The following is a 19,768-nucleotide window of genomic DNA, read 5'->3' on the forward strand; positions in this document are numbered from 1 at the left end:
AGGATCATAACAGACGCCCTGTAACAAGCGATGGCAAGAGTTTGACAGTGTGTTTCATTCGGGTATTATGGCGCCCGCTGACACGGGATGGGCTATTATAATCCTGTGATGCAAAAGGGAAATTGGCAGAGTGGTTGAATGCACCGGTCTTGAAAACCGGCGAACGTTAATAGCGTTCCCAGGGTTCGAATCCCTGGTTTCCCGCCAAATTAAACGATAAGGCCTCGATTATTCGGGGCTTTTTCGTATCTGGGGTTTGAGACGGTTTCTTCTGCTTTTGGCTGGAGTTCCGAAACTTTCGGTACCTGGATGGATGCCCGACATTCCTTTCACCAATCTCCCTGACCAATCTCCCCAAGCTATTTTCCCCTGCATCGGTACGCATCAGGATTCGGAGCTTCTGCCCGGTTTTGCCCTGTGTCACCAGGAAGTAGTCACCCTCGGTATCGTCACTACGCATGATCAACACGTCAGCAGGCCGCTGCCCGGTCAAATAACCCAGGTCCATGGCTTCCTTGAGTTCTTGTTCGGCGACCGCGTAGACGGCATCCCAGACAGCCGCGTTGGCGTAGTAATCGCGCGGCGCCTCCTTGTTCTTTCTGATGCCCTGGCAAGGGTTCTCCCGCTCCGTGAGCCCCCACTCCCTGGCCATGTTGAAAACGTGGGACAGGAGCGCGATCTCGCGGTTGGCACGAACCTTCGCTGAGCGGGCATCACGGTAACCGGCGATGTTGAACGGCGTGATTGAGTCGATGGGCGCCTCATCAAACGTAGGACGAAGCTGCTTCAGTTCGGCCATGTTGTCCTTCTGTGTTCGCTCCCCCTTTTTTGGGATGACGTCGCGCACATATCGGTCGAAAATGCCCTTCATTTTTGTCAGGTCGGCCGGCTTTTCTTTGGCCTCCAGTTCGGCCCACTTCAGCCGGGCTTTGCTCAGGTCAGTTCCAAGCGGAATCTCTTTTCCCGCAGAGTCACGATAGTAGTAGCCGATCCAGACCTTGCCATTTTTCCTTGGGCGCTTACGGCGTACCATTCCTAGCGGCAAGTCCCTGTTTTCCGTGTTTCGGGGGCGCATATCAGTTCACCTTGGAGAAGTCAGGCGTCCAAGGCTGGCGCGCCGGCGGAGGGTTAGGGTCTGCGATTGTGGCGTTCACCATGCCCAGCTTCATGCGGGCGAACATCCGGTCAACCAGCGGCCGGCCGCCACGGCTCTCGATGAACACCCAGTTCCGGTCTTTCAGCCACTTGGGCTGGTGCGAACGGTGCTTGTAACCAGTCAGGTCGGCGATCTTCGTTACCACCTGGTGGCGCTGACACCAGTCATGGAATTGCGCCTCGGTGATTTCGTCGTCGAATTCGGCCAGGTAGTCAGGGTGCGACCACCAACCGTCTGTACCGCGCTCAACTGGCAGCGGCTGAATCAAAGCAATTTCTTCAGGCATGACTTCGTCCTTGCCGCTATAGCGGCTGACTTTAAAGGGAGGAAAAATTCGGAGTAATTGAGGCAGCTCAGGGAGAACTGCCTGATTTGAAGCTAAGTCAAAACAGCGGTTTTACTAAGTCGTAGATGGGAGATGCAAGAAAGCGAATGATTCCAGATATAGATGCAATTATTGCTAAAGCACTTATTGTCTTTGCGTGCCGTTCGAAAAAGTTTCTTATTTTGAAAGAAACTCGCTCCTTACTCGTAATCCATTTTTCTCCATTGAAGTAAGTTAGGTAAAAGTCAATATAATGCTCGCCGGGGCTCAATGCTTTCTTCGTTTTTAAGGTGTATTCAAATGGTGCGTGGTTGAGTTTTTTTTCAGAAGCAAGAATAGGTCTTTTTGAGGCCTGCTCAACGTCGAAAATCATTGTTGACTCATCATCTGGCGTGTAGGAAAGCCCCGCCATCACGCAAGTAAAACCAGTTTCTGATAGTTTGTCCTTTTGGTTTCCCCAAGATAATTTCAGCCCCATTTCTGTATTCTCTGTGGCTAGGCTACTAAGGATGTAGGAGTCTTCTAAGTCAAAAGCATCTGTAGATATGTAAGCCTGTAGTTTTGCTGTTTGTATATTTCCGTAACCTGTTACATATTGCTCGAATATTAAAGTTTCTCCCGGGTTAATTGTTGTTTTTCCCGAGCGGGTGGCGATCTGGTAAGAACCAGGCTTTTCACCGTTAAGAGCACTTCTATAAGTCATATGCGAGCGTCCCTGTTTATGAACGGTTGATAGTAATCTAAAGGTAGTACTTTATCTTGTGATTGATAGTCCGTTCGGATTCATAGCCGTCATGCCGGCTTGAGTTCGCTCAGTCATCGGCGCCGGTGTAGGTGCGCCATGGGTCGCAGGATCCAGCCGTTTTTCGGTGTACCAGCCGCGCAGAATGATGGTGCGGGCGTTCCAGGGATGGTCATGCAGATCCCGGTCTTCATCCGGGCGCATGATGTGGTGAACTCGGAACGTCCACGGACACCACCACAGCGCCGGCTTGTGCGACTTGCGCGAGTAGGGGTTGAACAGCCACCAGCGGCCCATGTACATCTCGGCGCCGTCGGCGGACATTATGTGCAGGTATGGGGTGCACTGGGCGCGGGCGATTAGCCAGGCGGCAACCGCCGGGCGCGCAAGCAGCTTTGCGACCAGGCGCCAGAACAGGTTGATCACGGGTGGTCCTTGCCGGGCCATGCCCGGGCAGTGGAGTGGTGACATTTCTCGGATCAGCTACAGTTCGTCCTTTAGCCAATCGGAGTGATAGGGATGATTGAGGAATTCAAGAAGGGTGGATTCACCCTCTATGCAGGGCGCTGGCCTATCGCGCCGGCCGTGGGGCCAATTCGGTCTGATGGTTCGGTGTTAGACGAAAAGGGTGTTCTGCGCTTCCAAGTCATCGACGATGAGTTGTATGCGGCAAACAGTTTGCTCGTCGGTAAGATCGATTCTGTCGGCAAGGAGTGGATTGTTGCTGACGATAAAAACAACATCCTGTATTCGTTCAGGCGCCAGCTTTGATCGTAGTCTCACGCCGGTCCATGCCGGATCGGTAGAGGGGAGTGGCTCAGGCTATTACGGATAGCGCAATGGTGTCCTCGCTGCCGCGCGCGATGCCGGCGTGCAGTTCTACCTTGCTGCCTGCGAGCATCCCGGCGATTTGGGCATTCATATCCAGCTCCACGCCCTTGCTTTTCCTGGACTCTCTGATGTCTTTGGTGGCGAGATACTCGCTGATCAAGGCCTTGTCCTGCGCCTGGATCGCGACGAGGCCTTGGCCGATGACTGCGTTCCAGAGCGGATCATCGTCGCCTTGAGGCACAAGTGCTTTCAGCTTTGACTGAACCTCCCAAACCCACGCTAACGCAAAGTGATCGCCGGCAGTCTCTGGTGAATACTGACTGCGATGAATCCCAGATCTGACCGCTGAGCAGTACTCCTTGCGCGCCAGGCTTAGCTTGGTGTGCAGCGATTCGTATGCGTAGAGGGCGATGTTTTGCGCGGGAGACACGCCAACGAATGTCGCGCATTCAATGATTTGGTCTTTCGAGCAACTCCACTTCCTGCGCCGCAAAGTTGTGCAACTGAACGCGTCTGCTACAGCGATGCTCAACTGTTGATCCCATGCCGGTCGACGCTTGGCTCGGAACAGCGCCGATTCAACTTCTCCGACGTCGCTCAACTTCACATCCATCTCGGTCAGCCGGTACTCGCGCATCAATGCCTGAGCCTGCCGGAGTGCTGTTGCGGCTTCGTTCTCGTTGGTGCTCTGGGCCAATGCCATGCAGTGCTTGATCTTGCGGATCGCGCGCTCGAGTTTCTTTTCGTCGATCTGTTGTGCGGACATAGGGGATCCTCGCCGGCTGGCGTGATTCGTTGATATTGATAGGCGCCGCCGTCCGTGGCCGGATGCGACATGGTGGCAATTTGTTCGTAATTGCGTTATTAAGTCGCTTTTTAAGGCAATGGAATGCGTGATGAGGTACGAGCTGTCGGTTGACCCAAGTTTTTCCTATGAGACTCAACAGTCATTTGGAGTCGAAAGTACGCCGCCCGATCTTGGCAAACGATTTTCCGATCTGGGAGTTGAATACATCGGACTTGTTTATTTTCTTATAGTCGGTTTGTTGGTTCGTCGGTGGTCTTCAGGCAGGGCTGAAAATTATTCAAAGAATCTAATGCGTATAGCCCTGATTTTACTTTTGGTTTTGGGAGTGTACGCGACATTTTTTGTTATGCTGCTCTGGAACGTGCCTTTAAGTGGAGTCTTTGATAAAGTTAGGGATGGTACATTCGGAGATAGCTTTGGTACATTAAACACTTTGTTTTCTGGATTTGCATTCTCCGGGATTATCATAACTATTCTGATGCAGAAGTCTGATCTTGCTGAGTCGCGTAAGCAGATTGGACAGCAGCAAGTGGAGTCGCAGTTTTATAATATTCTTAGCCTTCAGCAGCAAGTAATCAGCGGGTTCGATTTGCATGTTGTGAATGATGGCTCTTCAATCAAAACAATTCAGGGGCGGGATTGTTTTAGAGATTGGCGAAGGAAGTTAAAAACTCGCTACCAGACTCAGATTAGTAGAGGGATAGAACCCTCGCTCGCATCGCAGGCTGCATATCAGAGCGTGCTGAAGTCCCACTTAGGGGATCTTGGGTTGTATTTTAGAAGCCTTTACTCTGTTTTTAGATTCATCGAGACGCTTGAAAAGAAAGATCAAAAAAAATATGCCGTAGTGGTTCGTTCACTTCTTTCAGATTATGAGCTGATTTTTCTTTTTTATAATTGCCTAAGTCCTATGGGTGCGCGCTTTGCGAGATATGCTCAAGTGCATGCATTGTTTGATAATCTAAATATTTCTCTTCTCCTAAATAAACAAGATGTAGTTAAGATGAAACAGTCTGTCTATGGTCAGAATATGGAGGCGTTATCGCTTCATGCCGAGCTTCGAATATCCTGAGGCAGGCTGGTTGAGTGTTTTGGCGTGCAGAGATTAGTTTCGAGTTTTCTGTTAATGATTTCAGCTCCAATTATCGGCTCAGCTTGAAGCTATGTTAGCCATCCAAGCTTTCGCATCTGTGCTGTGGAACGGCATGATGAGGACGGGATATTACGGGTGACCGGCATGGAGCCGGATCAAGGAGATAGGTGTGCGTGAGTACAACTACGAAGCAGGTGTTCGTGATCTTCAAATCGCGAAAGATGAAGCGGCGGTAGCGGCGGAAGACTTCTACGAGAAAAACTGGCCATTCCAGACCGACGAGATAGCCGCTCAGTACGGGGAGCTGCAGTTCACGGCGGTCACTATGCTTGCTGAGTTCGAACAGTTCATGCAGCAGGGCAGCATTAAGCGTGCGCGCTGATGCTCCTCAAGGCGCGTTGTTTGTTCCGCAGTTCCGACAGTTTTTCCGATAGCGCTGGGCGTCGCTGATGAACCGGCCGCAGCCATCGCAGTTGAACATCATCATTTTGGGCGTTGTCGGCTTGGCCAGCTGGATGCCGGTTCCGCGCAGGGCTTCCTTGATGTTCACGTCATCGCGTTCGACCAAACGGCGGCTATGCGCGTCGATGTAGGGCTTTGGCCAGACCACCGCGCCTGATTGGCCGAGCTTACCGATCCAGTTGACGATGTGAGCTCTCGGCACCACCACAACCTTGGAAAGGTCGCTTGTGAACACGCCATCTTCGCAAAGCCAAATCAGGTTGTTGCCGTTCCAGCACTGCGGCTTCTGGATGTAAAACTCGGCTGCGTCAGGGTGTTGGTCCAGCGCCTCGCTCAACGTCACACGCTGGCAGTCGACACCAATACGCGCCCGGGCATCGACGTAGGCCTTGGGCCACGGGATGTCAGTGTCGCGGTGATCGCAAGCGCCGTCCCGGGTGAACACCTGGGCCTTAGCCAGATCGGTGACATATCCGGAGCCACCAAAACCCCAGAACGACAACCCATCGCCGACGTAGGCGTGGTTGCGGCTGTCTTGCAGGTAGAACTCATCGTCCATGGATTATCTCCAGTCAGGCGCCGACCTCCGTGACCGGTGGTTGTAATGGGGTGATGGCAAAATGCTTCCAAGTGATTCATATTGCATCTAATATCTCGCATTCATTCGATGGAGCGAGTTATGAAGGTTAAATCAGAAGTTGTAGGTGGGGTAGTTACGAGCGTTTATCTGGTGGGTGTGGCCGTCCTCGTCTACTGGAAACGCGCAAGTCTTCCCGGTCTTGAACTCAATGCGATAGGTGATTTTCTGGCTGGAGTGTTTGGGCCGATTGCCTTTCTGTGGCTGGTGCTCGGATATCTTCAGCAGGGTCGCGAGTTGAAGTTGAGTTCAGAGGCATTGCAGTTACAGGCACAAGAACTAAAAAATTCGGTAGACCAGCAAAAAGAAATGGTTGGTATCGCTGGAAGGCAACTAGAAACAGAGCTTGAGAATGTTAGGTATGCTAGGGAAATAGCTGAGTATGAAAGCCGACCGAATATTAAATTTTCTGCTCGCGTTCCAACTGCGAATATGCAGTCGATGGATGTATATATTAAAATAGAGAATATTGGTAAAAATGCTGAAAGTGTTATTGTCGTTATCGGCAACGCCAATGTTTATAATGGTGGCGCAATTGCGGCAGGTAAGTCGGTAGAGTTCCATGTTCCTCTAGATAAAGCTACTAAGGATTATAGCTTTTCGGTTAAGTACTCCTATGGGATCGGAAAGGAAGTTGTGGATAATTACATTATGAAGGTTAAATGTATTAACGGGCCTAGCGGCATTGCAAAGATAGGTTTTGATCGAGCTGTCTAAGCATAAGCCAAGCTTTGTGAGTGATAGCTAGGCAGCTATTCATCCCCAGAATCACGCCTCAGTTCGGCCAAGCTCTTATCCAAAAACATCCGCGCCACGTTTTCGCTAATGACGATTTCGTGGCGCGGATAACTCAAGAATTCACGTAGTTAGTCGTCCACCATCAAGTCCATCTTCATGATGGCGATCTGCAGGACATCGCTGATGATCGGCGTCTTGCCTCTGGCGCAGATCCGTTCCATGGCTTGCTCGATGCCCGGCCTGACCTTGTGCCGCAATTCCTTCTCGGCGACTGCCAAGCGCTTCTGCGCAGCCTTGGCCGACCGTTCCTGTACTGATTTGGCCATGGCCTACCTCTTCTATCCCGCTGACCGGCAGTGCGAGCCAGGTTTGTCGTTTGCGTTGCTGGGTGCGGGCTATGCGGCGCATGAATCGACCTTTACCAGTCGCCATGCGCCGACGGCCTCGAAGATCCGCGCGGCGTGCGCCTCGTCCAGAGATATCGTTTCAGGGATAGCGATCCAGCCCGAGGCCACCATCTGGCTTTGATTGGCCTCTTCGCGCAGCTTCTTGTAGCAATGCTCGATCACGTCTTCCAGGTGGTCGGAGAGGTAAACGCCATCGGGCGCGACCTCCACTGACTTGCTGTATCGGTCGCCTTGTGCGTCGATGCAGAGCGCGCTGAGGTAGATCGTCCACCGGTGCGGGATGCCGCATACGGCCTGGCCAATCTTCCCCGGTGCTATGTTCTTCTGCGACTTGTAATTGATCATGCCCTGGCGGCCGCTGGGGTCGATGTTGACCACTGCGACGTGGTTAGCTGCCAGCAGCGACCGGCAGGACCGGACAATGCGGGCTTTGAGGTTGTGGGGTTTGCGCTTGCTCATAAAGCCTCCGCGAGTTTGCGCAGCGCTTCACGCTCGGCCCGGGTGATGGGCGGCTTGCGACGCTTGAGGATGGTTTCGGGATCGATCCTGGCAGATCGCTTCGGCGGCGGCGGGTTGATCGATGGGCTCTCGCCTTGGTAGATCGTCCCGCCGGCGGCCAGGAACTGTGCGGTGCGTTCCGATATTGAGTCGGCGTGCTGGCGTTGCTGTTCGACCAGGTTGAGGTGGTTGCTGATCATGATCAGGCTCCTAAACGATAGGCTTGCGCCCGAGCTCTGTCCGCTACCTCGTCAACCATCCGATTCAGCTCGAGGTTGAACTGAACCAGCTCTTTGTGCAGGTTGGCGATGTAGTCTTCATCGCGGTAAATCGTCTCGATGTAGAGCTGACAATCCTCATCCTGACGGGAATCGAACGATATAAAGTCCCACCACTTGCGGCCAGTTACGAACATGCAACCCTGGACCTGCGGCATGTGTTCTTCGGGCATGCCTTCGAGCCAGGTTTTGATGTGAATTGCTTCGTTGAAAGGGCACTTTGATTCAGTGCCTCCGTCATCGTTGATCAGGCCGTCTGGTGAGCAGCCAAGCCAATCGTACTTCGGGTGCACGATGAACTCGGACGGGAGGACGATGTTGCCGGTCAGCATCTCGTAGGCGTCTTGGGCTTTTTGTTCTTCGGTGTGCCCCCATTTCAGGGATGCGCTGCTGACGTTATGTTTGGACTTCTTTGCCAGCCGCTCGAAGCACAGTTCGCGCATGTACGCGGTGCGGGCACCCATGGGCTCGCGCTTGCCACTTTTGTCAGGTTTCCTCCAGGCCATCACATCTTTGAAGCGGCTGGCTGTCACGCGGCCAGATCGATCCGCATGCCACTTCTCTGTGCCCTGAAGCTCAGTTCTCACTGCGCCGCCTCCTCTGTGTGAGGCTGGTTGCCATTGGTGCCTGTCATGTCGGTGAAGTCAGCATCGACAGTTGCCGCCATGCTCTTGAGCGCTTCGTGGCACTCCAGGCCGATTGCTGCGCGCTGCTTCGGCTTGAGACCTGCCCAGGCCGCTGCATAGGCTTCGATGTCCTGGCGCTTATAGGTGTAGGTTTCGGTGCAGGTACCGCGCGTCATGGATGTGACTCGGCCCCAACTGTCGAAGGTGCGATTACCGAGGCGCTGGCGTTTGCCGTCGAACTCGATCTCCACCTCTTCGGCCTCACGCAGTAGCCATTGCTTGGGGTAGGTGTAGTAGTAGGTGTAGACAAGGCTTGGCGCGAGTAACCCTTTGGCTTTCTCGCTATGTTTTTCGCTCAGCAGGCGGCCGCTGCCATCGTAGGTGTAATCAATGGTGGTTTCGCCCAGCTCGCCGTCGGTGTGCAGCCGCGTGACCAGTTTGAAATGGCTGTAGCTGGCTGTCTGGGTTTGATAGACCTTGCCATCCTCGCCTTTCCATTCGATTTTTTTGATCGTCTTATCCGGGTTAAAGGAGGTGACTGTAGCGTGCTTGTCGGTGGCTTTTCCCGTCCACTGCGTGCGCGTCAACGCGACGGGATCGTAGAAATCGAAGTCCTGCCGGCCGTCGCTGTACGTGATGCCGCAGACCTGGTTCCAGTCATCGTATTTATTTTCCTGCCAATGGCTGACGCGAGAGCCACCGAACACATAATCATAAAAGGTGGTACGAAATTCACGCCCGATACGGTCGTAGCTGACGGTTTTGGTCAGTTTTTGTTTGTCACCTTCAATCAGGTATTCACTCACCAAACGGTCTCGGCCATCGTACTGGCTCAAACGCGTTTCCCCGTTGGGTTCGGTAATTTGCACCTGGCCCGGCGCCGGGTAGGTGTAAGTAGTGACTTGGCGATAGGTCGGGCTTTGCGCGCACACCGTGAGAGTAGCCAGTTGGCCAAATGGGTTATAGGTGTACTCGGTACGGTTGCCATCGGTGTCGACTTGGCGAATAAGGCTGCCATTGAGGGTGCTGAGGGTTTCCGAGGCAGTGCGTTGGTTGCCCTGGTCATCCGTGTCGGTGGTCGTGGTGGTCAGTTCGGTGTTGCCTATGCCTCCCAGAGCGTATTCGAAAGTGCGCAAGGGTTCGCTTACAGTCCGTCCCAGGGTGCTGTTTTTGAGGGTGGACTGGCGGATGCTTTTTGGGCGCCCTTTGCGAAAGCCGTCCTCCAGGTAGTATGTGTATTCCTTGCCGGTCAGTGCAGCATCGGCAAACTTACGGCTCAGGTCATTGCTGGCAAGATTGACTTGCAATGTACTGCGCAGCTTCCCCTCACTCATTTTGGGCACAGTGGTATAGCTGTGAACTTTGAACTGCTGAACGTCTAAATTGCCGTCGCGAAGGGTGTTGAGGCCGGGGAGCAGTTTCTCTAATAGGCCCGGCGGTATACGAAGCACTTCGGCGGCGACATAGGCAAAATCAAAATCACTGCCAGCATCCTTGCCACGCCATTGTGGTTGCGGTCTGTCCCCTGGGTCTTTTTTGGATGCATTAAAAATGTCATCCATTAATGAGTCTAAATAACTTTCGCCATGGATGTTAGAATACTCAATTTTAGTAAAAATATCATTTTGCTCGTTGCTCTTCAGGGCGGCGCCGGTCAATAGTTCATTTGCAATTTTTTCCGCACGGCTTTTATTTGCTTTTTTGTAAGTGGTGGTGATATTGAGCTGGGTCAGTGCACTATTAACTACTTTTGGGTCGTAATTTTTTACGATTTTGGCAGTACCCTGTATCACGGTTTCTGATTTGACGACATGCTCTTCATCGTATTGATAAATCGTGGTGCGGATTGCCGGTACGCCTTCTCTCATGATGGTGGTGTACGCATTATCGGTATCAAATCCATAGGCATACGTTGTGATAACAGGCGTCCCGCCCCCATTGGGTGTCAAGGTGTGCGTGTTGACGCAGGGCAATTCCGACAACTTCGGTTTGTCTGGGAAATTCAGCCCATTGTCTTTGTATTCAACCGTTTCTTCGAGGCCATCGAAGGTCTTGATCTTTTTCAACAGCCAGCCGCATGTGGGATGCTCGTCATACTCTAAGGTCGTCTGAATGTCATCTCCCAGGCTCACGGACTGCAGGGCGTAATCCTTGATATCCAGGGTATAAGTCAGGGTTTTTGCTTTATCATCAGGCCAGAAGATAAACTTGACGCGCTCAATGGCCGGAGTTGCATCTGGGACGGCGGCGGTGTATTCGACGTTGAGCAGCCTGCGGGTAGAATCCTTGATGCCGGTCAATTGAATCTGATATTCAGGCTTTTCACTTGTCCCTTGGTTTGTTGTCTGCCAAGTGAGGTGTACGCTGTTATAGCCGTCGGTGGTCAATGTGTCCGGCATATATATATTTGTGCCTGGCACCGGTACGAGGAATTCTTTTCTGCCACCCTTCCAGCGTATCGTCAGTCCGCCGTGCTCAAACTTTTCTTTGAAGCCGGGTTGGTTCTTAATTGAATTATTTTTTGTTAAGCTTAGAACTTCACCCGAGTACAGCGTCAATTTTCCACGGGCTTCGTCATATTGAGTCATGGGAATGAAGCAACCATCCCCTAGTGACATTATATTATTGACCACCGGCGTGTTGTGAAGACTTATGTCCATCACCGGCCCGTTGCCGTCGTTCCCAATTACCGAACTTAATCGGAAATAAGCCTCGAATAGACCGGTACGTGGATCGACCACGTTGCGCTTTTGTGTGGTTGCGTTAAAGATCGGGTCGTTTTCGGAATCGACCGGGTCCGTACCCATTGGATTGTGATCCATGTTCATCTCCCTATGCTGTGTGTGCCCCTATTCATTTAGAGGCTGCGGTTGCGTTTTGAACGTACGCCGCTTTCAGCAGGGAGGTAACTGTCAGTTCTCACAGATGTTTATATTGAATGGAGCTAGCTGCTGGGGTTTTTATTCCACTGGCGCCACTAAACTTTCAGGCAGGGCCCACGCGTGTACGCCAATGATGTCGGGGTGAGGAGAATGCGCCAAGCCAACGCCAGGGCTGTAGCACGCGGACGGGCCGGCTGACTTCGCTCGGGATTAATCCTTTTCCGAAGCAAGGTACTGCGCTTCAAGATCAAGGAGGTCACGGCTTCTGTTCTTTATGCGCTTGGCCGGAATGCCGAAGTATATCCCCCAGGCCTCGGTGGATTTAGTCACCATGGTCATAGCCCCTACAGAACATCCCTCGGCCAGGTTGACACCCGGAAGCACGATTGAGTTGGTGCCTATGATCACGTGCCGACCGATATGGACAGGGCTTTTGGTTTCAGTCTTGTAGGCGCTGGGGACGGTTGGGTTGGTCAGTGTTTTACCTGAGTAGTCATCGGACTGAGTGAACACTTGGCAGCCGTAGGCCAGGCCGGAAAAGTCCTCCATGGTCACACCTGATTCGCCGCCGGCCACGTTGCTGAAAATAGCAATGTGCACGTTCCGGCCAAGGGTTACTTTTCCCGAGATCACGCAAAAATCATCAATGCGGCTGTAGTCGCCGATTGAAAGTTGATCGCAGTTGTAAAGGGAGGCTTTGTCGCTGATCTTTACCTGCTTGCCCAGCTTCTTGAAGCCCATTTCCTTGAGTTGAGTGTCTGTCAGAAATGCCATTTGGTTGTCTCCCTGTCGGCAATGTCAAAAAAGTTGTCTTTATACAGGGCGCCAATGCTCAGCGCGAGTGGGGCATGGAACCTGCTGTTCGCACCTGATGGGCCGACGCTGCACATTTTTTACTGTTCGTCGGGCGTGCTTGAAGCGCCTTCTCTGGAAACCATTCGTCTAACGCTCTGCACTTTGCAAGCGGTGCCGCCTCTCAAACTTAAGCGCGGGTTTTCCGCGCGCCAGAGTGGAGAGCCAGCATGGACATCAACGAGAAAGCCCCAGGCAATCTATCCCAGCAGGCCGTCACGCGCGGCACGGACAATGAAACCGGCCATGATCCTCGGCGTGATGGCGAAGCGGCTGAATTGCCGCCGGAGGACGATGCGCCCCTGGAAGAGGACATGTCGGATGTGGACGCTGCCGATTCGGTCGCCAGTGAGCATCCCGACAATTAAAAGTTGTGAGGGATCAACTCAGCAATTGAATACCGGTGCATAGCGCTCTTCACGTTTCTTGAAGTGAATGGGCGCCATGGGGACTTTTTCGCCGTTCACGAAAATATCCGGAAAGGTCAGGGTGAAGTCGTCCGTATCGCCTTTGTGTTCCATAGGCAACCCGTCTAGATCAATAGTTTCGATGCGATTGCGGGTTGCCACCTAGCGTTTTGATCGCTAACCTGAAAATGTTTGAATTGTTACGAATAATTTCGGGTGCGGCCTTTTCTGGGTCGTGCGACTTCAGGACGAGGAACGAAAAATGTTTTCACACGAAGGTCCCGCAATAGAGCTGTTGCTATTGATTTTCGGCTTGGCAGGCCTGCTTTTGGTCGTCTGGTTTATTCACCACCAATACGAGCGAAAGAACGGGAAGGGCGTAAAAAAACAACAAAATCGTAACGAAAGCCGCTCCACGTAGCAAAAATGGCCGTATGCCTGTCGCCTGCGAAGAGCAATCAGCGCGGGTGCGGCACCACGAATGGGCTCGACCAATGGCCCATGTCCGGAGCGTCCATCTCTGCTTGAGTACAGCCCAGGCGTTTGGCTCGCTCCAGGGTCGACCAGATTTCGCCACCCCAGTCCGCGGGTTTTCCTTGCAGTTTGAGCACGAACTTGTGCCCTTCAACGACATTGCTCGTTCCCGCGCACTCCCAAACGCGTTGTTTTTCAGAGGTGGGCAAGGGGGCGTCCAGCCTGGCTTGTGCACTCTCTGAAAGCTGGGGCGGCTTGGCGTTGCAACCTGCAAGGGCAAGCGCTAACAAGGCTGGCGTTAATCGCATTTCAATTCCTTTTGTTGTTGGCAAAGGCCCGGCAGTCGCCGGGTCATTTGGCGGCCTGAGGCTTGAGGCGCTTCATCGACCAGCGCACTACATTACCCCCAGCATCGTTACCAGAGGCCCAAACTGCAGTAGTCGTGAGCGCCATCTCGAGCGTGTCGCCCTGAAAACGCCCGGTAAACGTTTGAGTGGTGGTGGCTTGAAGAACGCCCTGGTCGTTTTTATTGATCAAGATCCGCTCGCCCTTTATCGAGTCGCCTTCACGGGTAAACGCAGTTGGGTGGTCAACGCCAGGATGGTCATGGGTGTAGTAAGCCCAGCGCTGCATCACCACGTCCTGAGTTTCCTTGGTCCGCCACCAGATAAACTGTTTGTCGTTCTTGAAGTAAACGTAAACCTGATACCCGTATCGGGTAGGGTCTTCTTTCTCTGCATACCAAAGCCCATCCGGCACTTGATAGCGTGGGGCGCTGGTGCAACCTGCGAGAAGCACTCCGATAAAAACACCCAGGAGTCGCTTTTTCATGAATTCCCTTTCAATAGGCCAGCATCGACAGCCGATGCCGAGGTGATTGATCGCGGCCGCATTAAAGCATTTTTATCGGCTGAGGCAGGACGTCGTTGCGACGCAAATCGCAGACAAAGAAAAGCCCACGATGGGGGCGCGGGCTTAAAGGTGTTCGCTTAGGAGCTGAATTCAGACTAGGCGCCCGACTGTGAAAACCGCGTGAAATGCACAAGGCATTTGCAGATTTTTGCATCGAGGCATTCGGCTCACGTAGTGTGCGCATTCCTTGTCCAACTTACGCAGTGGTGTGTGCATGTCAGATGAAGTGCGGCTTGTGGTCATTATCACTACCCAGCCCGGCAAAGGCTCGCGGCAGCTCGCCGCGTTTGAACGGCTGGCCCCTCACGTCAGGGCCGAGCAGGGCTGTTTGCAATACGACCTGCACCCGGTTGTGGGCAACCCCGACAGTTTTGTGCTGATTGAAAAGTGGGCCTCCAGCGCTGCACTGGAGGCCCACCACGCGGCTGCGCATATGCTGGAAGCGGCCAAGCACAATCCGTCTTTTCGTGCCGGGCCTGCCACCGTTTTGCGGTTAGAGGATGCGGTGTAGGTTCACAGCTGCACCCGCCGCAGCCTGCCCGTCAACGGCGCCACGGTGTTGTCGGGCCGGGGCAGCGGTCGACCCGTTAACCCCATGCCTTCGCTGACTAACACGGCGCCCGGCACGCGGCACAGGTTGGACGGCGTATCCAGGCCGCGCGCGAGCACTTCCACCTGGTGATTGTGCAGGTTGCAGCGCAACAACCGCCCGCTGAACCGGGTAAAACCGCCATGCAGGGTCGCGCCGCTCCAGTCGGGCGGCAGCGGTTGTTGCAGATGGCTGCACAGCTCCAGCACCAGCAGGCTGCCGTGCGGGCACCACGCCAACCCGGTGGGCAGCTGCAGGCCGCGTATCACCACCTCCAGCTGGCCGCTGGCCGGGTGGGCGCGAATCACCTGCCCGGCGAAGTCGGCAAAGTCGATGCCTTTACGCGCGGGCTCGCCGTGCAGTTCGCCGGAGAACAGGCTGATCAAAACTCCGTCCGTTTCCGGCTCGTACACTAGGGTCACGGGCACCGCCTCCTGGCCTTGATCGAGTGTCGGCAGTTGCGCCAGTACCTGTTCCTCCTCGCCGCTGCGAAATTCGACCAACTGGTTGGTATCGGGTTTGACCGCCAACCAACTGCGCCGCGTCGGGTGATAGCACAGCGCATTGAGGTTGCCACGGCTGTGAAACACCGGCTCGGGCGGGCTGTATTGCAGGTCTAGCAGTTTGGAGCCGCCGACATAATCGGTCTGGCTGGCCAGGCAGCGCCCGTCGCCACAGGCGATGTCCGACATCCCCATGATTTCATCCCGCAGCATGCGTGCCTGCATGTTCATGCTGCGAAAACCCTGGGCGAGCACTTCGCCGGGCAGGTAGGCGCCAGGCTGCAGCGGGTCGGGTTGCAGGCGACTGATGCGGCCGCTGAACGGTTGGTCCGGTAAACCCGAACCGGCTTCGGCCAGCAACAGGCTGCCATCGGCTTGCAGGCACACACCACGCGGGTTGAGCAGGCCTTCAGCGATAAAGGTGCTTGGGCGCAGGTTGTCGATAGGTTGGGCGGGAATATGCAGGGTCATCGTGTTTGCCTCCTATTGCGGCGGTTGCCATGGGCTGCCGGTGAGATAGGCACGCAGCAGTGCGCGCTGGGCGGGTGACATCGAGCGCACCACCGGCATGAACAGCGTGGTGCCTTTGTAGGCGTCGGCGGTGCGCGCGAGGATGGCGTTTTTCGCCGCCATGATTGCGTCGGGCTGGTTCAGCGGCACATAGCGCGACATGGCAGGGAAGGCCAGGTAGTGAAAACGCAGCACGTTGGGGTATACCTGCTGCCAGGTGATGGTGCTGCCCCTGGCGATGCCGAAATCGGTCTGCGCGTACTTGCGAAAGTTGGTGAAAAACGCGCCGGCGTCCACGCCATTGGCCGTGCAGGTCAGCGCGACGAACCCCGCCTGGGCGGCACTGCCCGGTTTGAGCGTGACCGGAAAACTCACCGCCTGCTGACCGGCGCTCACCGTCAGCGACGGCGGGAAATTGAGGAAGTCGATGTATTGCTTCTGATCGTAGACCCCCGGCGCACTGGCCCCCAGCCTGATGCTCGTGGCATTCGGCACCGGCCCGCCCAGGTAGCGCACTTGCAAGTTGATCGTCAGGCCGTTGGGGTAGTCCTCCAGGTACACGTTGCGCTGGTCGGCATACACCCGGTAGATCGACTCGGTGGCGTTAAGCGACTTACCCGCGACGAGGTTGGGGGCAGTGATCTTCAGCGGTGCGGTATTGACGGTTTGCTGCTGGCTCACATCCAGGGGCAAGTCGACAATGCCGCCATACACGTAGTAATTGACCAGCGGGCTGGCGGTCGGGTTGAGGGTGAGCAGTGCGGTGGTGCCGGCTGAAATCGTCACCGGCCCATAGTTCGCATTCGGCCCGATGGGGCTGGTGATGTCGTCGCGCACGGCACGAAAGGTTTGCTTGGGAATCACGTTGACCATGTCCAGGCTCAGCACCCCCGTATTGCCGACCGCCGCATAAGCCGCATTTTTAGTGTTCGTGTTGACCAATTGCCGACCCGGTTGGCAGCTCAGCGGTTCGCCGGCAAACGCCGGGGCCAGTGTGCCGATGACACGGCCGATGCTCGGGTTGGGCGTGTATTTACCGGCGGCGTAATCGGCGTCGAGTTGCGCGGTGGTCATCTGCGGGCACATTTCAAACATCACAAACCGCAGGACGATGCCGGTTGCGCCCGGCGCCTGGATGATCGCCTTGAGGCCACTGCTGTTCTTGTTCCAGCTGACGATGCTGCTCAATGGGAACGTCAGCTGAAATGTGCCGCTGGCGTGAAACGAGCCCGGTGCATCCATCTTCGCCGGCTCCAGCACACGGGTGGTCACGTCGAAACTGCTGCACACCGCATTGCAGCGAATCAGCAGTTGGATATTGTCGTTGCTGCCGATTTGCAGGCCGCCGACAAAAATCTGCGTGGTGGTCGAGGCGCTGGGGTCGAGGTCGACCATCATCGGCCCGGACACCGGGCCCTGGCCGGTCACCGGGCCCTGGCCGGTCACCGGGTCCACCGAACCGAGCAAGTACACCGGCTGACCGACCTGGTCACCGGTGGTGCTGACGCTGCCGGGGCTGCCTTGGGAGCTGATCAAGGCGTTTTGCATGTCCACCACATGCTGGCCGTAGTGGTTCCAGCCGCCTGCGGTGTAGTAGTTGCCGGTGGGCGCGTTGATCATGCTGTTGAGCTGGTCGTCGGTATACGACTGCGCGCCCGGCGCCAGGGTTGAAGTGGTCAGGTCGAAGAGCGGCCAGTCATCATTGCCATTGAAAGGAATGGTCGGCGAATTGTTCGGCAAACTCACGTCCGTGCGGATGCCGCCCCAGAAATTCAGTCGTGGTCCGTTGAGGATGCTCATGGTCTATTCCTTGTCCGTGGCGTGAGGGGTAAACGGTGGGTTGGCGAATTTGAACAGGTACGAGAAATCGGATTTGAACGGGCTTTTCACTGGCGTCGCCATGGAGTGGCAGTTCATGCAACTGCTGTTGGGCTGGATATAACTTTCCATGGTCACGTTGGCCGAGAGTGCCGGGGTTGGCTGGCCCAACGGGTTGCTCGGGTTGTTCGGCAGCAACGGGCGCTGCGTGGTGATCAACTGGTAGTACTTCAACACGCTGCGTTGCAGGCCGGGGTTGGTGCGGTAGTTGTTGTTGACCCAGCCGGTCACATCAGCGATCGGCGTCACGCGGTTCAGCGGGTTGGGCGTCTGGAAGGTGGTGCCGGGTTTGGGCACGCACACCAGTTGCGTGCCTTGGGTCTGCCAGTTGCAGGGCGACTGGTTGAGCGCGGCGGCGGGGGCGGCGGCATTGAAGTAGGAGTAGGCGGTGCCCGCCACGGGTTGGTCGACCCACTGGCCGTTTACCTTGGCTTTGGGCGGCACGTTTTCGACCTGCTCGAAGGTCGACCAGATCCACTGCGGGTAACCATTGACCTTGGTGATGATGTGCAAACCCACCAGCCCCAAATACGCCTCGCCGACGCCGATGCGCTGCCCCTGGCTGTTGAACCGCGCCACCCGCGCAAACTGCGTCAGGTAATGGCTGGCATTGTCACGGGCGGTGAGGATCCGCCAGCTGGATTTGACCTCGATGACGCCGTTGGGGAAGTTGATGGTGCTGGCCTTGGACACCACATTCGCGTTGTAGAAGGTATTGCCGACGATGTAGTTGTAGGAGGCCTGGTTGGCCGAGATATCGTAGTAGGTCGGGTTGCCCGCCTGGTCGATCAGCCAGCCGCCCACCGCCTGGTCGATGGAGTTGACCAGCGAGCTGTTTTTTAGCGCCGCAATGTTGATGATGCCCAGGCTCCTGGCAGTCAGCGGGCTGTTCCACGGCCCCGGGTTGGCGGCGCCCGGCAAGAAAATTTCACTCACGGTCTTGTAGGTTTGCCACACGGTGTAACCGGGGTCGCCGGGCTGCTTGTTGCAATTGGGCGTGCCGCGCTGCCCATCCTGAGCCGGCCAGTTCAAGGCGATAAACAGCTGCCAGCTGTATTGATCGAACTGATCCTGGCTGGCGTTGGCCGCCGGTGCGCTGCTGGGCGGCTGGCAGTTGAGTGGGGTGGCCAGCGTCGACGGCTCAGGCGCTTCCCGCGCCTGGGCCGACAAGCTGACCAGCCCGAGTAACATCACACTCACGAGTGTTTTCATGGCGATACGTCCTTGTGGTCAGGGTTTGCGCTGCATGAGCTGGTTCCACTGCGCTTTGTGGCCGTTGCTCTGTGAAGCGGGCGGCTCGAACAATTGGCACGGCGGCGGGTTCGACGGGCACATGGCGGCCACTTGGTCCCAGGTTTGCGCCGGGTTGGGCTTGGCAATGCGAAAGTGGGTGTAGTTCTGGCTCACGATGGGCGCGTTGGCGACGCTGGTATCGCCGGAAAAGAAGAACGACTGGGGCAAGCGGTAGGGCGGTTTGCCCGTCTGCTGTTTGTTAAACGCATACCCGAACAGAATCGGCCCCGACGGTGAGTCCAGGTCCAGCGCATACGCCTGAACGCTGCCATTCAGGTGTTTGCTGCGCTCGGCGCTGTAGGGCAGGTGCTCGATAAAGTCTTGGCGCGGCGGATGGTTCATCGGCGAAAACATGCAGCAGGCCGGCATGTCTTTCGGGCGGTCCTGCGGGTAGGTCAGGAAGTACGCCTTGTTGCCCAGGGACACAAACGAGCAGCTGTAGTTGTTGTTCTTGATCGGGAAGATCGGCAGGCAATATTTCTCGTAGTGCTCCATCATCGCGCCGAAACCATCGCCGTCCGCCGGGATGTAGGTGGTGTCGTAGTAGCTGGTCCCGCGCGACACGGTGTAGTCGGCAGGTTTGAGCGTGGCGGGTGGGTTGCTGTAGGGCGGCGGGTTGTTCTGGTAGTTGTTCATCACCCGGTACATCGTCCAGTCGCTGATCCATTGCGCCGGGAAAAACGGATCGGACGGGTCGCCGGGCGCGCGCTTGGCGATGCAGTTGCCGTTCTGCGCAGTGCACCCTTCGCTGTTGTGCACCCCGTTGGTGAAGTACACGGCACCGCTGTCGTCTCCGGCAAATGCAGCGGGGCTGAGCAGCAGCATCAGCAGCAACAGGCGGTTGAAAAGGCTGGCGTTCATAAAAAC

23 protein-coding genes, 1 tRNA gene and 2 pseudogenes are annotated in these 19,768 nt (G+C 55.5%); 7 read left to right on the plus strand and 19 right to left on the minus strand.

Annotated features, from left to right (window positions below; translation table 11 throughout):
• Positions 1 to 116: 116 nt before the first annotated feature.
• Positions 117 to 207 (plus strand) — tRNA-Ser (locus PspR76_RS12670).
• On the opposite strand, the gene PspR76_RS12675 is transcribed toward PspR76_RS12670, so the two are convergent.
• The 4 genes and pseudogenes from PspR76_RS12675 to PspR76_RS12690 form a co-directional block, all read right to left on the minus strand.
• Positions 167 to 1,075, minus strand: a complete 909-nt coding sequence (locus PspR76_RS12675; protein WP_237235755.1) for an integrase — start codon at positions 1,073 to 1,075, stop codon at positions 167 to 169. The two genes, PspR76_RS12670 and PspR76_RS12675, sit on opposite strands and share 41 nt — an antisense overlap.
• Before the next feature lies 1 nt (position 1,076).
• A complete protein-coding gene (locus PspR76_RS12680) occupies positions 1,077 to 1,442 on the minus strand; it encodes a DUF4224 domain-containing protein (RefSeq protein ID WP_174245617.1) in 366 nt (121 codons plus the stop codon).
• A 97-nt stretch (positions 1,443 to 1,539) separates the two neighbouring features.
• On the minus strand, positions 1,540 to 2,184 hold the full coding sequence (locus PspR76_RS12685; RefSeq protein ID WP_159955666.1) for a hypothetical protein: 645 nt from the start codon (positions 2,182 to 2,184) through the stop codon (positions 1,540 to 1,542).
• A 153-nt stretch (positions 2,185 to 2,337) separates the two neighbouring features.
• A pseudogene (locus tag PspR76_RS12690) lies at positions 2,338 to 2,649 on the minus strand (hypothetical protein); the annotation flags it as partial.
• A 93-nt stretch (positions 2,650 to 2,742) separates the two neighbouring features.
• On the opposite strand from PspR76_RS12690, the gene PspR76_RS12695 reads away from it, so the two are divergent.
• Positions 2,743 to 2,994: a hypothetical protein gene (locus PspR76_RS12695; RefSeq protein WP_159955668.1), complete on the plus strand. Its 252-nt coding sequence runs from the start codon at positions 2,743 to 2,745 to the stop codon at positions 2,992 to 2,994.
• A gap of 46 nt (positions 2,995 to 3,040) precedes the next feature.
• Here PspR76_RS12695 and PspR76_RS12700 read toward each other — a convergent pair whose 3' ends face one another.
• Positions 3,041 to 3,820 (minus strand): DUF2786 domain-containing protein, encoded by a 780-nt coding sequence (locus tag PspR76_RS12700; RefSeq protein ID WP_159955670.1) that lies wholly within the window; start codon positions 3,818 to 3,820, stop codon positions 3,041 to 3,043.
• A gap of 130 nt (positions 3,821 to 3,950) precedes the next feature.
• On the opposite strand from PspR76_RS12700, the gene PspR76_RS12705 reads away from it, so the two are divergent.
• Both PspR76_RS12705 and PspR76_RS12710 read left to right on the plus strand, forming a co-directional pair.
• Positions 3,951 to 4,934 (plus strand): putative phage abortive infection protein, encoded by a 984-nt coding sequence (locus tag PspR76_RS12705; protein ID WP_159955672.1) that lies wholly within the window; start codon positions 3,951 to 3,953, stop codon positions 4,932 to 4,934.
• A 190-nt stretch (positions 4,935 to 5,124) separates the two neighbouring features.
• Positions 5,125 to 5,337, plus strand: a complete 213-nt coding sequence (locus PspR76_RS12710; RefSeq protein WP_159955674.1) for a hypothetical protein — start codon at positions 5,125 to 5,127, stop codon at positions 5,335 to 5,337.
• Positions 5,338 to 5,343: 6 nt separating this feature from the next.
• On the opposite strand, the gene PspR76_RS12715 is transcribed toward PspR76_RS12710, so the two are convergent.
• A complete protein-coding gene (locus PspR76_RS12715; RefSeq protein WP_159955676.1) occupies positions 5,344 to 5,976 on the minus strand; it encodes a hypothetical protein in 633 nt (210 codons plus the stop codon).
• A gap of 120 nt (positions 5,977 to 6,096) precedes the next feature.
• Here PspR76_RS12715 and PspR76_RS12720 point away from each other — a divergent pair, with 120 nt between their 5' ends.
• Positions 6,097 to 6,771 (plus strand): hypothetical protein, encoded by a 675-nt coding sequence (locus PspR76_RS12720; protein ID WP_159955678.1) that lies wholly within the window; start codon positions 6,097 to 6,099, stop codon positions 6,769 to 6,771.
• 35 nt (positions 6,772 to 6,806) lie between these two features.
• On the opposite strand, the pseudogene PspR76_RS31665 reads toward PspR76_RS12720, so the two are convergent.
• From PspR76_RS31665 to PspR76_RS12750, 6 genes and pseudogenes are all read right to left on the minus strand, one after another.
• A pseudogene (locus PspR76_RS31665) lies at positions 6,807 to 7,118 on the minus strand (hypothetical protein).
• A 69-nt stretch (positions 7,119 to 7,187) separates the two neighbouring features.
• Positions 7,188 to 7,658: a hypothetical protein gene (locus tag PspR76_RS12730; protein ID WP_159955680.1), complete on the minus strand. Its 471-nt coding sequence runs from the start codon at positions 7,656 to 7,658 to the stop codon at positions 7,188 to 7,190.
• Positions 7,655 to 7,897 carry a hypothetical protein gene (locus PspR76_RS12735; protein WP_159955682.1) on the minus strand — a complete coding sequence of 81 codons (243 nt, stop codon included), beginning with the start codon at positions 7,895 to 7,897 and terminating at the stop codon, positions 7,655 to 7,657. The genes PspR76_RS12730 and PspR76_RS12735 overlap by 4 nt, the downstream gene beginning before the upstream one ends.
• A gap of 2 nt (positions 7,898 to 7,899) precedes the next feature.
• On the minus strand, positions 7,900 to 8,562 hold the full coding sequence (locus tag PspR76_RS12740) for a lambda exonuclease family protein (RefSeq protein ID WP_159955684.1): 663 nt from the start codon (positions 8,560 to 8,562) through the stop codon (positions 7,900 to 7,902).
• On the minus strand, positions 8,559 to 11,423 hold the full coding sequence (locus PspR76_RS12745; RefSeq protein WP_159955686.1) for a hypothetical protein: 2,865 nt from the start codon (positions 11,421 to 11,423) through the stop codon (positions 8,559 to 8,561). Before PspR76_RS12745 ends, PspR76_RS12740 begins: the two co-directional genes overlap by 4 nt.
• Positions 11,424 to 11,693: 270 nt before the next feature.
• Positions 11,694 to 12,257 (minus strand): acyltransferase, encoded by a 564-nt coding sequence (locus PspR76_RS12750; RefSeq protein WP_159955688.1) that lies wholly within the window; start codon positions 12,255 to 12,257, stop codon positions 11,694 to 11,696.
• A gap of 248 nt (positions 12,258 to 12,505) precedes the next feature.
• Between PspR76_RS12750 and PspR76_RS12755 the strand changes: the two genes are divergently transcribed.
• Complete coding sequence (locus PspR76_RS12755) at positions 12,506 to 12,703, plus strand: hypothetical protein (protein WP_159955690.1); 198 nt, start codon at positions 12,506 to 12,508, stop codon at positions 12,701 to 12,703.
• Between the two features lie 18 nt (positions 12,704 to 12,721).
• Here the strand turns inward: PspR76_RS12755 and PspR76_RS12760 are convergent, their stop codons facing one another.
• The 3 genes from PspR76_RS12760 to PspR76_RS12770 all read right to left on the minus strand — a co-directional run bounded on the left by PspR76_RS12760 (position 12,722) and on the right by PspR76_RS12770 (position 14,047).
• Positions 12,722 to 12,904 carry a hypothetical protein gene (locus PspR76_RS12760; protein WP_159955691.1) on the minus strand — a complete coding sequence of 61 codons (183 nt, stop codon included), beginning with the start codon at positions 12,902 to 12,904 and terminating at the stop codon, positions 12,722 to 12,724.
• Between the two features lie 296 nt (positions 12,905 to 13,200).
• A complete protein-coding gene (locus PspR76_RS12765; RefSeq protein WP_159955693.1) occupies positions 13,201 to 13,524 on the minus strand; it encodes a hypothetical protein in 324 nt (107 codons plus the stop codon).
• A 43-nt stretch (positions 13,525 to 13,567) separates the two neighbouring features.
• Positions 13,568 to 14,047, minus strand: coding sequence for a hypothetical protein (locus PspR76_RS12770; protein WP_159955695.1), 480 nt, complete (start codon positions 14,045 to 14,047; stop codon positions 13,568 to 13,570).
• Positions 14,048 to 14,342: 295 nt separating this feature from the next.
• Here PspR76_RS12770 and PspR76_RS12775 point away from each other — a divergent pair, with 295 nt between their 5' ends.
• Positions 14,343 to 14,639: a putative quinol monooxygenase gene (locus PspR76_RS12775; protein ID WP_159955697.1), complete on the plus strand. Its 297-nt coding sequence runs from the start codon at positions 14,343 to 14,345 to the stop codon at positions 14,637 to 14,639.
• A 2-nt stretch (positions 14,640 to 14,641) separates the two neighbouring features.
• Here PspR76_RS12775 and PspR76_RS12780 read toward each other — a convergent pair whose 3' ends face one another.
• From PspR76_RS12780 to PspR76_RS12795, 4 genes are read right to left on the minus strand one after another with little or no spacing between them, the layout of a single operon-like run.
• Positions 14,642 to 15,691 (minus strand): hypothetical protein, encoded by a 1,050-nt coding sequence (locus PspR76_RS12780; protein ID WP_159955699.1) that lies wholly within the window; start codon positions 15,689 to 15,691, stop codon positions 14,642 to 14,644.
• A 12-nt stretch (positions 15,692 to 15,703) separates the two neighbouring features.
• Positions 15,704 to 17,530, minus strand: coding sequence for a hypothetical protein (locus tag PspR76_RS12785; RefSeq protein WP_159955701.1), 1,827 nt, complete (start codon positions 17,528 to 17,530; stop codon positions 15,704 to 15,706).
• 3 nt (positions 17,531 to 17,533) lie between these two features.
• Entirely contained in the window at positions 17,534 to 18,820 is a 1,287-nt protein-coding gene (locus PspR76_RS12790) for a hypothetical protein (RefSeq protein ID WP_159955703.1), read from the minus strand.
• Between the two features lie 18 nt (positions 18,821 to 18,838).
• Positions 18,839 to 19,762 (minus strand): hypothetical protein, encoded by a 924-nt coding sequence (locus PspR76_RS12795; protein WP_159955705.1) that lies wholly within the window; start codon positions 19,760 to 19,762, stop codon positions 18,839 to 18,841.
• Positions 19,763 to 19,768 lie beyond the last annotated feature (6 nt).

It is taken from the genome of Pseudomonas sp. R76, assembly GCF_009834565.1.
Taxonomy (GTDB): domain Bacteria; phylum Pseudomonadota; class Gammaproteobacteria; order Pseudomonadales; family Pseudomonadaceae; genus Aquipseudomonas.

Excerpts from the sequence above, each read along its gene's own strand:
- PspR76_RS12675 (WP_237235755.1), bottom strand. The coding sequence starts at position 1,075 with ATGCGCCCCCGAAACACGGAAAACAGGGACTTGCCGCTAGGAATGGTA.
- PspR76_RS12680 (WP_174245617.1), bottom strand. The coding sequence starts at position 1,442 with ATGCCTGAAGAAATTGCTTTGATTCAGCCGCTGCCAGTTGAGCGCGGT.
- PspR76_RS12685 (WP_159955666.1), bottom strand. The coding sequence starts at position 2,184 with ATGACTTATAGAAGTGCTCTTAACGGTGAAAAGCCTGGTTCTTACCAG.
- PspR76_RS12695 (WP_159955668.1), top strand. The coding sequence starts at position 2,743 with ATGATTGAGGAATTCAAGAAGGGTGGATTCACCCTCTATGCAGGGCGC.
- PspR76_RS12700 (WP_159955670.1), bottom strand. The coding sequence starts at position 3,820 with ATGTCCGCACAACAGATCGACGAAAAGAAACTCGAGCGCGCGATCCGC.
- PspR76_RS12705 (WP_159955672.1), top strand. The coding sequence starts at position 3,951 with ATGAGGTACGAGCTGTCGGTTGACCCAAGTTTTTCCTATGAGACTCAA.
- PspR76_RS12715 (WP_159955676.1), bottom strand. The coding sequence starts at position 5,976 with ATGGACGATGAGTTCTACCTGCAAGACAGCCGCAACCACGCCTACGTC.
- PspR76_RS12720 (WP_159955678.1), top strand. The coding sequence starts at position 6,097 with ATGAAGGTTAAATCAGAAGTTGTAGGTGGGGTAGTTACGAGCGTTTAT.
- PspR76_RS12730 (WP_159955680.1), bottom strand. The coding sequence starts at position 7,658 with ATGAGCAAGCGCAAACCCCACAACCTCAAAGCCCGCATTGTCCGGTCC.
- PspR76_RS12735 (WP_159955682.1), bottom strand. The coding sequence starts at position 7,897 with ATGATCAGCAACCACCTCAACCTGGTCGAACAGCAACGCCAGCACGCC.
- PspR76_RS12745 (WP_159955686.1), bottom strand. The coding sequence starts at position 11,423 with ATGGATCACAATCCAATGGGTACGGACCCGGTCGATTCCGAAAACGAC.
- PspR76_RS12750 (WP_159955688.1), bottom strand. The coding sequence starts at position 12,257 with ATGGCATTTCTGACAGACACTCAACTCAAGGAAATGGGCTTCAAGAAG.
- PspR76_RS12755 (WP_159955690.1), top strand. The coding sequence starts at position 12,506 with ATGGACATCAACGAGAAAGCCCCAGGCAATCTATCCCAGCAGGCCGTC.
- PspR76_RS12765 (WP_159955693.1), bottom strand. The coding sequence starts at position 13,524 with ATGCGATTAACGCCAGCCTTGTTAGCGCTTGCCCTTGCAGGTTGCAAC.
- PspR76_RS12770 (WP_159955695.1), bottom strand. The coding sequence starts at position 14,047 with ATGAAAAAGCGACTCCTGGGTGTTTTTATCGGAGTGCTTCTCGCAGGT.
- PspR76_RS12775 (WP_159955697.1), top strand. The coding sequence starts at position 14,343 with ATGTCAGATGAAGTGCGGCTTGTGGTCATTATCACTACCCAGCCCGGC.
- PspR76_RS12780 (WP_159955699.1), bottom strand. The coding sequence starts at position 15,691 with ATGACCCTGCATATTCCCGCCCAACCTATCGACAACCTGCGCCCAAGC.
- PspR76_RS12785 (WP_159955701.1), bottom strand. The coding sequence starts at position 17,530 with ATGAGCATCCTCAACGGACCACGACTGAATTTCTGGGGCGGCATCCGC.
- PspR76_RS12790 (WP_159955703.1), bottom strand. The coding sequence starts at position 18,820 with ATGAAAACACTCGTGAGTGTGATGTTACTCGGGCTGGTCAGCTTGTCG.
- PspR76_RS12795 (WP_159955705.1), bottom strand. The coding sequence starts at position 19,762 with ATGAACGCCAGCCTTTTCAACCGCCTGTTGCTGCTGATGCTGCTGCTC.